Origin of the sequence: Microbacterium sp. LMI1-1-1.1 (assembly GCF_040815675.1) — a bacterium.
GTDB lineage: Bacteria > Actinomycetota > Actinomycetes > Actinomycetales > Microbacteriaceae > Microbacterium.
The window spans coordinates 259560-273291 of the sequence record NZ_JBFPNN010000001.1 but is presented as its reverse complement, the minus strand read 5'-3'; the positions used below and the strand labels follow the sequence as shown (position 1 = coordinate 273291).

Annotated in this window: 9 protein-coding genes; 4 read left to right on the top strand and 5 right to left on the bottom strand. The window is 73.5% G+C overall.

What is annotated here, in order from left to right; genetic code table 11:
* Window positions 1-18: 18 nt before the first annotated feature.
* The 3 genes from MRBLMI1_RS01250 (at window position 19) to MRBLMI1_RS01240 (ending at window position 7128) form a co-directional block, all read left to right on the top strand.
* Window positions 19-1191, top strand: coding sequence for an ABC transporter substrate-binding protein (locus MRBLMI1_RS01250; protein ID WP_367726329.1), 1173 nt, complete (start codon window positions 19-21; stop codon window positions 1189-1191).
* Between the two features lie 304 nt (window positions 1192-1495).
* Window positions 1496-2758, top strand: a complete 1263-nt coding sequence (locus MRBLMI1_RS01245) for an LCP family protein (RefSeq protein ID WP_367726328.1) — start codon at window positions 1496-1498, stop codon at window positions 2756-2758.
* A gap of 146 nt (window positions 2759-2904) precedes the next feature.
* Window positions 2905-7128: a DUF3418 domain-containing protein gene (locus MRBLMI1_RS01240; protein WP_367726327.1), complete on the top strand. Its 4224-nt coding sequence runs from the start codon at window positions 2905-2907 to the stop codon at window positions 7126-7128.
* Window positions 7129-7207: 79 nt separating this feature from the next.
* On the opposite strand, the gene MRBLMI1_RS01235 is transcribed toward MRBLMI1_RS01240, so the two are convergent.
* Window positions 7208-7705, bottom strand: coding sequence for a MarR family winged helix-turn-helix transcriptional regulator (locus MRBLMI1_RS01235; RefSeq protein WP_367726326.1), 498 nt, complete (start codon window positions 7703-7705; stop codon window positions 7208-7210).
* A 40-nt stretch (window positions 7706-7745) separates the two neighbouring features.
* Between MRBLMI1_RS01235 and MRBLMI1_RS01230 the strand changes: the two genes are divergently transcribed.
* The gene (locus MRBLMI1_RS01230) at window positions 7746-8648 is read left to right on the top strand and encodes a DMT family transporter (RefSeq protein ID WP_367726325.1); all 903 of its coding nucleotides are present in this window, start codon (window positions 7746-7748) and stop codon (window positions 8646-8648) included.
* A 469-nt stretch (window positions 8649-9117) separates the two neighbouring features.
* Here MRBLMI1_RS01230 and MRBLMI1_RS01225 read toward each other — a convergent pair whose 3' ends face one another.
* From MRBLMI1_RS01225 to MRBLMI1_RS01210, 4 genes are all read right to left on the bottom strand, one after another.
* On the bottom strand, window positions 9118-10101 hold the full coding sequence (locus MRBLMI1_RS01225) for a hypothetical protein (RefSeq protein ID WP_367726324.1): 984 nt from the start codon (window positions 10099-10101) through the stop codon (window positions 9118-9120).
* Window positions 10098-10763, bottom strand: a complete 666-nt coding sequence (locus MRBLMI1_RS01220; RefSeq protein ID WP_367726323.1) for a LuxR C-terminal-related transcriptional regulator — start codon at window positions 10761-10763, stop codon at window positions 10098-10100. Before MRBLMI1_RS01220 ends, MRBLMI1_RS01225 begins: the two co-directional genes overlap by 4 nt.
* Window positions 10751-12106: a sensor histidine kinase gene (locus tag MRBLMI1_RS01215; RefSeq protein WP_367726322.1), complete on the bottom strand. Its 1356-nt coding sequence runs from the start codon at window positions 12104-12106 to the stop codon at window positions 10751-10753. Before MRBLMI1_RS01215 ends, MRBLMI1_RS01220 begins: the two co-directional genes overlap by 13 nt.
* A gap of 336 nt (window positions 12107-12442) precedes the next feature.
* Window positions 12443-13660 (bottom strand): substrate-binding domain-containing protein, encoded by a 1218-nt coding sequence (locus MRBLMI1_RS01210; protein WP_367726321.1) that lies wholly within the window; start codon window positions 13658-13660, stop codon window positions 12443-12445.
* Window positions 13661-13732: the final 72 nt, after the last annotated feature.

Below are 13732 nucleotides of genomic sequence, written 5' to 3'. Positions count from 1 at the left end.
GAATCGAAAGGTCCCACCATGAGACACAGCATCCGTCGCGGCGCCGTCGCGACCGCCGGGGTCGCCCTGGCCGCTCTCACCCTCTCCGCGTGCGCGGGCGGCGACGCCGAGCCCGCCGCCTCCGACGGCGACTTCACCCCGCTGACCGAGATCAGCCTGCAGCTGCAGTGGCTGCCCCAGGCGCAGTTCGCCGGGTACTACGTCGCCCTCGACCAGGGGTACTTCGAGGAAGAAGGCTTCGACAGCGTCGAGGTGCTCCCCTCGGGCGGCGACATCGTGCCGCAGGACGCGCTCGTCGCCGGCGACGTCGACTTCGCCGTCGCGTGGGTCCCGAAGGTGCTCGGCACGCTCGAGAACCAGGGCGTCGAGCTCACCGACATCGCCCAGGTGTTCCAGAAGTCCGGCACCACGCAGGTGTCGTGGAAGGACTCCGGCATCACCGGCGTCGACGACTTCGAAGGCAAGCGCATCGGCTCGTGGGGCTTCGGCAACGAGTGGGAGATCTTTGCCGCGATGGCCGACCAGGGCCTCGACGCCTCCACGGTCCAGATCACCACGCAGGACTTCTCGATGAACGCCCTGCTGGACCGGGACGTGGATGCCGCCCAGGCCATGACCTACAACGAGCTGGCCCAGCTGCTCGAGACCGTGAACCCCGAGACGGGCGAGCTGTACACGATGGACGACATCGACGTCATCTCGTACGAGGACACCGCCGGCGCCATGCTCCAGGATGCCATCTGGGCCGACACCGCACGCCTGAACGACGACCCCGCGTACGCCGACGCCGCCACCCGGTTCCTCAAGGCCGTCATCAAAGGCTGGGTGTTCGCCCGCGACAACCCCGAGGAGGCCGCGGACATCACCTACCAGGCGGCGACCGCTCCCGGCGTCGACGCGTTCCCCGTCGGCCCGACGCACCAGCTGTGGCAGATGAACGAGGTCAACAAGCTCATCTGGACCGGCGGGCAGTTCGGTCTCATCGACGCCGACGCGTGGGACCGGACCGTCCAGGGCGCGCTCGCCGCGGTCAACCAGGACGGTCTGAACCTCATCACGACCGAGCCCGCGGAGTCCGCGTACTCGAACGAGTACATCGAGGCGGCCCTGTCCGCCCTCGAGGACGAGGGAGTCACCGTCGACGGCGAGTACACCCCCATCGAGGTGACGCTCACCGAGGGCGGTCAGTGATCGCTCTCTGAGGGCGGGGCGGCCGGGTCTCCCGGTCGCCCCGTTCGCTTCTGCGCGCGTCGGGGCCGCGGCGTCCCTCCCTCGTCCTGCTCCGAGCCGCTCGCGCTGACGTGGCGCAGATGCACGCGCCGCGCTTGGTCCGAGCGGCCCGGCGCTGACTGGGCGCAAACGTACAAGCCGCGCCGGCCCGGGCGTACATTCGCGGCACGTCACGGCCATTAGACCCCGCCCCGCAGCCCGCGAATGTGGCGGATTCGCCGCTTTCCACCGGCATCCACGTCGGAACGCGTGATTCACTACGAACGTGCAGACTCCCCCGCGTGCCCGTCATGCCCGCCGCCCCGCCGGCGCGGGCTGGCGTCGGACGGCGAAGATCCTGGCGATCGCCCTCACCGTCGCCGTGGTCGCCGCCATCGGCGTCGGCGGCTTCTACGCCTGGTACCTGTCCAAGACCCTGAGCGACAACGCCGTCCCCCTCGCGGACAAGCCGACGCAGGGCCCGTCCCTCAGCTCCTACGACGGGCCGTTCACCGTGCTCGTGACGGGCACCGACGAGTGCGATGACGAGGTGCGGGAGGCGTTCGGCGCCCGCTGCTCCGGCCCGGACGCCGACGGACGCCTGAACGACGTCAACATGCTCGTCCACGTGTCCGACGCCCCGCGTCGGGTGACCGTGGTGTCCTTCCCGCGCGACCTGCAGATCCCGATCCCCGAGTGCACGAACGAGGACGGCACCGTCACCCCGGCCGCCGACCGCGCGCCGATCAACTCCGCGTACGGCCGCGGCGGACTGCCGTGCGTCGCCGAGACGATCTCCGACCTGAGCGGCCAGGCGATCCCGTTCGCCGCGAAGGTGAGCTTCGGCAACGTCGTGAACATCACCGACGCGATCGGCGGCGTCGAGGTCTGCATCGCCGGCGACGGCATCGACGACCCCGACGCCGGGATCGACTGGGAGCCCGGCCCGCGCGTCGTCCAGGGGTACGACGCCCTCGCCTTCCTCCGCACCCGCAAGGGCATCGGCGACGGCAGCGACCTCGCCCGCATCGGCAACCAGCAGCAGTACCTCTCCCGGCTGCTGTCCAAGCTCCGCAGCGACGAGGTGCTCTCCAACCCCGGCACGCTCCTGTCGCTCGCGAACACCGCCGTGACCAACATCACGCCCAGCGAGAGCCTGGCCGACCCGCTGCGCATCGCGCAGCTCGCGTACACGATCCGCGACGTGCCCCTGGACGACATCGCCTTCGTCCAGTACCCCGTCTACGACGACCCGTCCAACACGAACCACGTGCTGTCCGACGACGAGGGCGCGGCGATCCTCTGGGACGCGCTCGACCGAAACGTCCCGTTCGAGATCACGGGAAACGCCGGGACCAACGGCGGCGTCGAGGCCGACCCCTCGGTGCCCGCACCCGAGGAGTCCACCCCTCCCGCGACGGACGAGCCGGCTCCGGATGCCACCACCCCCGCGCCCGGCGAGACGACGGCGCCCGAGGTGGTCGAGCTGCCCACCAACATCACCGGGTCCACGGCCGCCCAGCCCACCTGCTCGGTCGGCCGCGGCTGAATCTGCCCCGGGGCTCGCGCCTCTTCTGCGCTGAGGTGTCGCAGATGTACGCCGCCGCCCCCGCGGCGCGGACATCTGCGCCACCTCACGGCACCCCGGGCCCACCGCAGGGCGGTGTGGGCCGGGGCGCGATAGGCTGGAAGGCTGTGTCTGCCGAACCCGTCATCGTCTACCCGCCCGAGCTGCCCGTCAGCGCCGCGCGGGACGAGATCGCGCGCGCCATCCGCGACCACCAGGTCGTGATCGTCGCCGGCGCGACCGGGTCGGGCAAGACGACGCAGCTGCCGAAGATCTGCCTCGAGCTCGGCCGCACCTCCATCGCGCACACCCAGCCGCGCCGCATCGCCGCCCGCACGATCGCCGAGCGCATCGCGGACGAGATGCAGGTGCCCCTCGGCTCGACCGTCGGCTACAAGGTCCGCTTCACCGACAAGGTGTCGGCCGACACCCGGGTGGCCCTGGTCACCGACGGCATCCTGCTCAACGAGATCCACCGCGACCGGCTGCTCCGCCGTTACGACACGATCATCGTCGACGAGGCGCACGAGCGGTCGCTCAACATCGACTTCCTCCTCGGCTACCTCCGCCGCATCCTGCCGAAACGGCCCGACCTCAAGGTCATCGTCACCTCGGCCACCATCGACCCCGAGAGCTTCGCCCGCCACTTCGCCGCTCCCCCCGCCGAGCCCGGCGGCGACCCGGTGCCGGCCCCGGTCATCGAGGTCTCGGGGCGGACGTACCCGGTCGAGATCCGGTATCGGCCGCTCGACGGAGCGGACCAGGCTCCGGAGGATTCCGAGGATGAGGGCTTGGATGCCACCGCCCCGGCGCCGCAGCCGAAGAAGCTCCGGAGCCCGGCACGGCCCGCCGCCAGACCCGGCCGGGGCGACGACGACGCCGACGAGGTCGGGGCCGTCGTCGCGGCGCTGCGCGAGCTGGACCGGGAGCCCGCCGGCGACGTGCTCGTCTTCTTCCCCGGCGAGGCCGAGATCCGCGACGCCGCGGACGCGATCCGCGGGGCGTACCAGCGCGACGCGGCACCGACCGAGGTGCTGCCGCTGTACGGCCGCCTCTCCGCCGCCGAGCAGCACCGCGTGTTCGAGCGCTCCACCGTCGCGGGGGTGCGCCGCCGCGTCATCCTCGCCACGAACGTCGCCGAGACGAGCCTCACCGTCCCCGGCATCCGGTACGTCGTCGACACCGGGACCGCCCGCATCTCGCGCTACAGCAACCGGTCGAAGATCCAGCGCCTGCCGATCGAGGCGGTGTCGCAGGCGTCGGCGCAGCAGCGCTCGGGCCGCGCGGGCCGCACCTCCCCGGGTGTCGCGATCCGGCTCTACTCCGAGGACGACTTCACCCGCCGCCCGGAGTACACCGAGCCCGAGATCCTCCGCACCTCCCTGGCATCCGTCATCCTCCAGATGCTGTCGCTCGGCTTCGGCGACATCCAGGCGTTCCCGTTCCTGACCCCGCCCGACTCGCGCGGTGTGAAGGCGGCCTTCGACCTGCTCGTCGAGCTCGGGGCTGTGAAGCTGCCGGCGCCCGGCGCACGGTCACGGGACGACCGGCCCGACCGGGATCCCTCGCGCGACCGCGGCGGGCGCGACGACGAGCGCGGTCCGCGTCTCACCGAAATCGGCCGCGAGATCGCCCGCCTGCCGATCGACCCGCGCTTCGCCCGCATGCTCATCGAGGCACGGCGGAACGACGTCTCGACCGAGGTGCTTGCGATCGTGTCGGGCATGTCGATCCAGGACGTGCGCGAACGTCCCGAGGACAGGCGCGAGGAGGCCGACCGCTTCCATGCGCGGTTCACGGACCCGACGAGCGACTTCCTCTCGCTGCTGAACCTGTGGGAGTACCTGCAGGAGAAGCAGGCCGAGCTCGGCTCGAGCGCGTTCCGGCGTCTGTGCCGCAGCGAGCACCTGAACTACGTGCGGGTGCGCGAGTGGGTCGACGTCCACCGGCAGCTGCGGTCGTTGGGGGCCGAGGGCGGCGGGCGCGACGGCGCCGGGCGCGACGGCGGCGGCGGACGCACCGGTGGCAGCGCGCGCGGGCGCTCCCGCGGCGGCGACCACGCCTCCTCCTCCGCCCCGCAGACGGACCCCTCCCGGCCGCATCGCTCGTCGGGACGCGTCCCCCAGCACGACACCACGGCCCCCGAGGGACATGCCGCCGGCGATGCCATCCACCGCGCGATCCTGTCCGGACTGCTCTCGCACATCGGCATCCTGGACCCCCGCACCATGGCGCAGGCCAAGGACCGCCGGGCCCCCGGCGACGCGCGCCCCGTCAAGGGCGAGTACATCGGTGCCCGCGGTGCGCGGTTCGCGATCTTCCCCGGCTCGGGCCTGAAAAAGAGGCGCCCGTCGGCCGTCATGGCCGCCGAGCTCGTCGAGACCTCGCGCCTGTTCGCCCGCACGGTCGCCGCCGTGGACCCGGCGTGGGCGGAGGAGCTCGCTCCCGACCTGGTCAAGCGGTCGCTGAGCGAGCCGCACTGGTCCAAGGACGCCGGGTCGGCCGCCGCGTACGAGAAGGTCACGCTGTTCGGCGTCGAGCTCGTCGGACGCCGCCGCGTGCAGCTCGCGCGCTTCGACCGCCCCCTCGCCCGCGAGATGTTCGTCCGCCACGCGCTCGTCGAGGGCGAGTGGGACCCGTCCGTCCTCGACAAGCGCCTGACCGCGTTCCTCCGCCGCAACCAGGAGCAGCGCCGCCTCCTCGAGAAGATCGAGGAGCGCGAGCGCCGCCGCGACATCCTCGTGGGCGACGAGGCCGTCTTCGCCTTCTACAACGCCCGCATCCCGGCGGACGTCACCGATGTGCGCGCGTTCGAGACCTGGTGGAGGGATGCCTCCGCGAAGACCCCGCACCTGCTCGACCTCCGCGAGTCCGACCTGACCGGCGACCGCGCTCAAGGCGACGACCGGGCCTTCCCGGCGCGCTGGCGCCAGGGCGATCAGACGCTGAACCTCGCCTACCGCTTCGAGCCGGGCGCTCCGGACGACGGCGTGACGGTCGTGGTGCCGCTGCCGCTGCTGGCCCAACTGCGCCCCGACGGGTTCGACTGGCAGGTCCCCGGCATGCGCGACGAGCTGGTGACGGCGCTCCTGCGCGCCCTGCCGAAGACCATCCGCCGCAACGTGGTCCCCGCCGCCGACTGGGCCGAGAAGTTCAGCGCCGAGCTCGCCGAGAAGGGCCCCGAGCACGCGGACGGTCTGCCGAGGACCACGCTCGTCGACGCCCTCGCCGCCCTGGTGCAGCGCGTCGCGAACCAGCGGGTGAGCGCTGCCGACTTCGAGCTCGACCGCGTCCCCGGCCACCTCATGCCGTCGTTCCGCGCCGTCGACGCCCGGGGCCGCGCGGTGGGATCCGATCGCGATCTCGGTGCCCTGCAGCGCCGCCTCGCCGACCGGGCCCGGTCCAGCGTCGAGTCGGCCGTGACGCGCGAGCGTCCCGCCGCCCGCTCGGCCGCCGCGGTCGCCCAGGCCTCGCCCGCGTTCGCCTCCCGCACGAAGCTCACGACGTGGGACCTCGACGAGCTCACCGAGGTCGTCGACACCCCCGTCGCCGGCGGCGTCGTCCGCGGGTACCCGGCCCTCGTCGACGAGGGCGACAGCGTGGCGCTGCGCGTCGAGGCCACCCCGGAGGAGGCGACGCGGCTCACGCGGGGCGGCATCCGGCGTCTGCTCCTGCTGGCGGTGCCCTCCCCGGCGACCTACGTGCTGGACCACCTCACCGCGAACGAGAAGCTCGCACTCGCGGCGTCGCCGTACCAGAACGCCAAGGCGCTCATCGAGGACGCCCGCGTCGCCCTCGCCGACGACATTCTGCTGCGCGAGGCACCGGCCGGCGTCGTGCGCACGAAGGCGGACTTCGAACGGGTGCGCGACGCGTTCTCGGCGGCATCCGTGGATCGGACGTTCCAGACGGTCTCGCTCGCCGCGAAGATCCTCCTCGCCCAGCGCGAGGTCGAACGCGCGATGAAGGACGCGTCGTCAATCACGCTCCTCGGCGCGCTCAACGACGTGCGCAAGCAGGTTCAGGGTCTGATCTTCTCGGGGTTCCTCTCCCGGACCGGTCTCGCCCGGATCCCGCACTACCCGCGCTACCTCGCCGGGGCGCTGGAACGGGTCACGACGCTCTCGGACAACCCCGGCCGCGACCGCCAGCGCATGACCGAATACGAGCGCGCCGCCGCGGGCTTCGTGGATGCCGGGGGCTCGGTGCCCCTGCCCCCGGACGCCCCGGCGAATCTCGTGCAGACCCGCTGGCTGCTCGAGGAACTGCGCGTGAGCCTCTTCGCCCAGCGCCTCGGCACCGCCGAACCGGTCTCCCCTCAGCGCATCGCGAAGGCGCTCAAGAGCGCCTGAGTCGTCGGATCGTGTCGCTTGCCGGGACCCGGAAGCGACGTGATCCGGCGACGCGCACGCCGACGTGCACCCGCCTGCCTCATACGCCGAGCGACGCACCCCAGGTTCGCAGCAACGCCTCGAGAGAGCGACGCTGGTCGGCGTCGAGTCCGGCGAGCAGGCGCTGCTCGTTCGCGATGTGCGCCGTGTAGGCCTCGTCGATCACGCGCCGCCCGGCCGACGTCAGCCGGATGACGCGCGCCCGCCCGTCATCGGCGTCGTCGTCGCGCACCACGAGACCGGATGCCACGAGCCGGTCGACGCGCTTGGTCACCGCCCCGGTGGTGACCATGGTGTGGCGCGCGAGCTCGCCCGGGGCCGCGGCGAACGGCGCCCCCGCTCGGCGGAGGGCGGCGAGGATGTCGAACTCCCCCTCGCCGAGGCCGTACCGGCGGTAGACCGCGAGCAGTTCGTCGCGCAGATGATCGGCGAGGCGGTGCAGGCGTCCGATCACCTGCATCGGCGAGACGTCGATGTCGGGTCTCTCGGCGCTCCACTGGGCGACGATGGTGTCGACGCGGTCGGTCGTCGGGGTCATGGCATCCACTTTATCTTCCAGGGAAGCTACTCTGTCTTCCATGGAAGCTAAATGGCGCATCGTCGCCGTCACCGCCGTCGCACCGATCGCGTGGGGCGCGACGTACGTCGTCACGCGGCACCTGCTGCCGGCGGACGCGCCGCTGTGGGGGGCGGCCCTTCGGGCCCTGCCTGCGGGCCTCCTGCTTCTCGCGCTCGCGCGACGGCGGCCGCACGGAGCGTGGTGGTGGAAGGCGCCCGTGCTGGGGATGCTGAACTTCGGCGCCTTCTTCGTGCTCGTCTACGTGGCTGCGCAGCTCCTGCCGTCGTCGATCGCGGCGTCCATCATGGCTCTCGCCCCGCTGGCCCTCGCCGGACTCGCGTGGCCCCTGCTCTCCCAGCGTCCCACGGCACGGTGGGCGGTCGGGGCCGCGGGCGGCCTCGCCGGCGTCCTGCTCGTCGTCGGCCTCGGCGCCGGCGCGGTGCCGGCAGCCGGGGTGGCGGCATCCGTCGTCGCGCTGCTCGCGTCGTCACTGGGCGCGATCCTGACCACCCGATGGCGAGACGAGACGCCCCTCCTGGCCACGACGTCGTGGCAGCTGACGGCCGGCGGTATCGTGCTGGTCGTCGTCGCGGGTGTCGTCGAGGGTCCCCCGCCCCGCGTGGATGCCGTGGGCGTCGCCGCCTACGTCGGCATCGCGGTCGTCGCCACGGCCGTGGCGTTCGTGTGCTGGTTCACCGGACTTCGGCACCTCCCCGCGGGCACGGTCGGCCTGATCGGCTTGCTGAACCCGGTCACCGGTGTGCTGCTCGGGGTCGCGGTCGGCGGCGAGTCGCTGGCGCCGGCGCAGGTGCTCGGCATCCTGCTGGTGCTCATGGCGATCGCCGTCACCAGCGGTGGCAGAAACCCGGGACTCCCGGCGCGAGCAGGCAGGAACGAGCGTGAGCGAGGCACCCGCCTCTGACCCCTGGCACGGCATCCCGCCCCAGCCCCAGCCGCCCGCTCGCCAGACTCGGACAACCGCGCCGGATTCGGAGATTCCCCCCGAAATCCTCCGAGAACAGCGCGAATCTCCGAATCCACGACACCCACCGCGGGCGGTGAACCTCCCGCCACGGTCAGGACCCGGGATGCCACCCACCCCACCGGCATCCCTCCCCCGGCCCCACCGCCCGCGCACCAGACTCGGACAACCGCGCCGGATTCGGAGATTCCCCCCGAAATCCTCCGAGAACAGCGCACATCTCCGAATCCACGACACCCACCGCGGGCGGTGAACCTCCCGCCACGCCCCGGACCCGGGATGCCACCCACCCCACCGGCATCCCTCCCCCAGCCGCCCGCGCGCCGGAATCGGACAACCGCGCCGGATTCGGAGATTCCCCCCGAAATCCTCCGAGAACAGCGCACATCTCCGAATCCACGACGCCGGCTCAGGACCGCAGCACCACCGACCCGAACGTCGCCGAGACGTTCACGCGCGGGGCGCCCGCGGCCCCGTCCGCCGCCTGCAGCCGGTCGTCGACCTCGCCCATTCCGTCGTCCACGGTCACCCGGTAGGCCTCGTCGGGCAGAAGGACGTCCGCGGACCCGGCCGTGAGCTCGATGTCGGTGCGGCGGGGCGCCTCACCGGTGAACGCGGTCGACAGACGCCCGCCGGCCAGCTCCATCCGGGCCTCGGCGACGTCGGCGAGCGCGACGGCCGCCTGACCGCCGGTCACCGTGAGGTCGAGAGACGTCGCCGTCCCGTCGACGTCGACGCGGCCCCCGGCGACGTCCACCGTCAGCGACCGGTACTCCCCCGCCAGGTCGAGGCTGCCGGCGCCGATGTCGAACTCCGCGTCCAGCACACCCTCGGCCAGATCGAGGGGAAGGGTGAGCGTCGCGGCCGACCGCGGCCCGGCGGAGAACCACGTCCCCTCCGGCGAGGTGACCTCGAGCGTGTCCCCGTCGCGTTCCATGCGCCATCCGCCGCGGTCCCCGTCGTCCTCGCGGGCCGCGTCAGCGCTCCCGCCGCGTCGGCCACGGTCGCTGGGACCACCCCGGTCGTCCGAACGGCCGCGGACACCGGACCCCCGGTCGTCCGAACGGCCGCGCGCGCCGTCGACGGTGAGCTGCGCGGTGGCCACGTCGGCGAACGCGACCGTCAGCCGGGCACCGGCGACGTCGACGTCGAGGTCGGTGACGCCGGCCACGCCGACGCGGGTGTCGTCCGACCCGCGCATCCCCGCGGCGGCGGACACCGCCGTGCTGCCGAGCGTGCCGGCGATGACGGCCGCCCCCAGCACCGTGGTCGCGATCGAGATGATGCGCGCCGCGGTGCGCGGGCGCTCGGACGCCGCCGGAGCGGTTCGCTCGGACGCGGCCGCAGAAGAGCGCTCGGACGGCGCCGCGGTGTCGGGCGTGGGATCGGTCATGACGGTGCTCCCGTTGTGTCGTGGCCCAGGTGGACGAGCGCGGCGATCACGCGGCGGTTGCCGGTGTCGTCCTGCTCGAGGCCGAGCTTGGTGAAGATGGCGGTGATGTACTTCTCGACGCTCGCCTCCGAGACGAACAGCGCCTGCGCGATCGCCTGGTTCGAGCGTCCTTCGGCGATGAGGGCGAGCACGGCGCGTTCGCGGTCGGTGAGGCTCTGCAGCCGCTGGTCGCGGCGCCGTCGGGTGAGCAGCTGGCCCACGACCTCGGGGTCGAGCACGGTGGCCCCGTCCGCGATCCGGGCCACGGCATCGAGGAAGTCCCGGACGTCCGCGACGCGGTCCTTCAGCAGATAGCCGAGCGACCCCTGTCCGTCGGCGATGAGGTCGCTGGCGTAGCGCTCCTCGACGTACTGCGACAGCACCAGGACGGCGAGCCCCGGATGCCGCGACCGCAGGGCGATCGCCGCCCGGATGCCCTCGTCGGTCCAGGTGGGCGGCAGGCGCACGTCGAGGATGCACAGGTCGGGAGCTGTCGTGGCGACCGCCTCGTCGAGACCGTCCGCGTCGGCCAGGGCGGCGACGACCTCGTGTCCGTCATCGGCCAGCAGGCGCACGAGCCCCTCGCGCAGCAGCACGGAGTCCTCGCAGATCAGGATGCGCACGGGACGGTCACCTCCACCGACGTCGGTCCGCCCTGCGGGCTGTCGATGCGGGCGCTGCCGCCGGCCGCGGTGACGCGGTTGACGATGCCGTCCAACCCGCCGCCGGGCACGACGCGGGCGCCGCCCAGTCCGTCGTCCTCGACACGGGCCCACAGGGTCTGGTCCTCCCGCACCCGCACCGACACCCGGCACGCGGCAGCGTGGGAGTGCTTCGCCGCGTTGGTCAGCGCCTCGGCGATGGAGAAGTACACCGCGGCCTCCGCCGCCCGGCTGCACCGTCCGGTGAGGCGCACATCGAGCGTCACGGGGATGTGCGACCGCGACGCGAGCGCCGAAAGGGCGGCATCCAGTCCCCGGTCCTCCAGGACGGACGCATGGATGCCGCGCGCCAGCTGCCGCAGCTCGGTGATGGCCGACTTGGTGGAGGCGTGCGCCTCGGCGACGAGGGCCTTGGCGGCCTCCGGGTCGTCGTCGATCTTGGTCTGCGCGAGGCCGAGGGTCATGCCGATGGACACGAGTCGCGGCTGCACCCCGTCGTGGAGGTCGCGCTCGATGCGCGTGCGCTCCACCTCGGCGGCACGGACGGCCCCGGCGCGACGGGTGTCGAAGGTGCGCGCCTGCGCCTCGAGCTGCGCTTCGCGCGAGGGGACCAGGATGCCGCGCGCGACGACCCCGTGCAGGACGCCGAGCCCCACCATGACGGCCAGGCCGATCACCGCGGCCAGCACGCCGGCGATCGGGGCGGCGACGCCCCCGAGCGGGATGCCGGCGAAGACGCCCGCCCCACGACCGCCAAACACGGCGCCCACCAGCAGCGTGAGGCCCCACGCGACGGCGCCCGCGGCGACGAGGACGACGAGCCCCATGACGGTCGCAGCCGCGAACGAGGCGACACCGCGCCACTGCCGGCCGTCCTTCGTCTGCAGCCAGATCGTGTGCAGGAATCCGCCGAAGCCGGACTTCTCACTGCGTCGGATGCGCGGGCTGGGCAGCCCCAGGCCGTAGAGCCCGTCGACGCGGGCGTGCTCCAGCCACGCGACGGCGAACAGCGCGTACACGAGACCGACGAGCAGCACGGCACCGACGAGCAGGACGGGCAGCAGGCCGAGTCCCGCGCTGAGCAGGCCGAACAGCGCGGTGAAGACGACCGGTCCGACCAGGCCGAGTGCCGCGAGGTGGGCGACGGCCCCCGCGATGCGGGCGGGTGAGCCGAAACGCGCGCGGCGGGACGGCGCGGCCGGAGCGACGGAGCCGGCCGGAGCGTCGGAGCCCGAGGGCGCGGAGAGGCGTGCCGTCGTCGCGAGGGTGTCCGCGGGCGGCGGGGGGAAGGGGGCCGTTGTCATGCCCACCACGCTAGGCCGGGCCGTCGGGCGGCGCCGCCCGGTCAGCCCCCGCGCGCATTCGGGTTATCCCGAACGGCCGGCGGGCCCGCGGCATCCCTCCCGGAATCGGAGAACCGCGCCGGAATCGGATGTTCCGGGCCAGATTGTCCGAGAACGGCGCACATCTCCGACGGCGCGACGGCGGGGAGGAGGGATGCCGTCGCCCGTGGCATCCCTCCGGAATCGGAGAACCGCGCCGGATTCGGACGATTCGGCCGAGATTCTCCGAGAACAGCGCACATCTCCGAATCCGGCACACCCCAGGCGGCGCGACGCGGATGCCGGGCCGCGCGCGGCTCAGGACAGGTCGTCGGCCGTCAGCCAGCCGGTGTCGAGCAGCAGGCTCTCGATGTCGCGCGCACGGACCACGCTCGCGCCGGCCGTGGCGGACGGGACGCCGTCGAGACCCGCCGGCTCGCTGCCGTCGACGCGCGGGGCGTCGCCGTCCAGCAGCGCCTGCACGGCATCGGCCGCCCACGGCACGAGCTCCCGCGGGTCGACGAAGACCGTCGCGTCCACGATCCCGTCGCGGAGGGCCTGCACGGTCGCCAGGTCGCCGCCGGAGCCGACGACGGTCACCTGCCCGGCGAGCTCCGCGTCGAGGTCGGGACCGGGCGACGGCGAGGCCGCGGGCGTGGAGGAGGGACTTCCGGATGCCGAGGGCGACGGGGTCGCGTCGTCGGGCAGCGGCGTGGTGAGCGCGGTGACGACGCCGCGCGTCGCGGCGTCGGTGAGGGCGAGGATGGCGGTCGGGGCCGCGGCGGTGTCCTCGGCGCTGCCCGCGACGTCCGTCTCCTCGGGGGCCAGCAGCGCCCGCGTGCGCCTCTCGGCCGCGGTGGCGTCGTCGTCCCCCGTCGTCGCGGCGTCGTCGAGCGTGGCCCCGGCGACGATCTCGATGCGCCCGTCGGCGACGGCGGCATCCAGCACTTCCCGTGCCGCGTCGTAGCGGCGCACCGCCCACGCGTCCTCGGCATCCCCGGTCAGCACGGCCACGCGCGGCGGTGTCGACGGCGCGTCGTCATCGGTCGCGGCATCCGGGAGGTCCGACAGCAGCGCCTGGGCCTGCGCCCGTCCGAGCGCCTCCGGATCCACCGCGGCGGCGAACCCCGCCCCCGGCAGTGCGAGAGCGCGTTCGAAGGTCACGATCGGGATCCCGTCCGCGACGGCCGTCTGCAGGGCCACGTCCAGGTCGTCGACGGACAGGGGCGCGACGACCACCGCGTCCGCGCCCTTGGTGAGCATGTTCTGCACCTGCGAGCCCTGTGTGCGGGCGTCGCCCGCCGCGAACTGGACGTCGACGCGGTAGCCGCGGCCGGTGAGCTCGTCCCGGAGGGCCTCGCCCGCGCGGGCCCACTGGGCGTCGTCCGACTGCGGCAGTGCGACGCCGATCACGCCGGCGCCGTCGCTGGTCCCGGTGGTGCGCGCCGTCGAGGAGGTGCATCCCGCGGCCAGCGCCGCCACGGCGAGGAGCCCCGCCACGAGAGCGGCGGTGCGGCGGCGGGAGGGCGTGGTCACCCTCCCGATTGTGCCCCACCGCGGCGGCGGGACCCGGCCGCGGCAACGGGACGCCCCGCCCCGCCGGGCCCC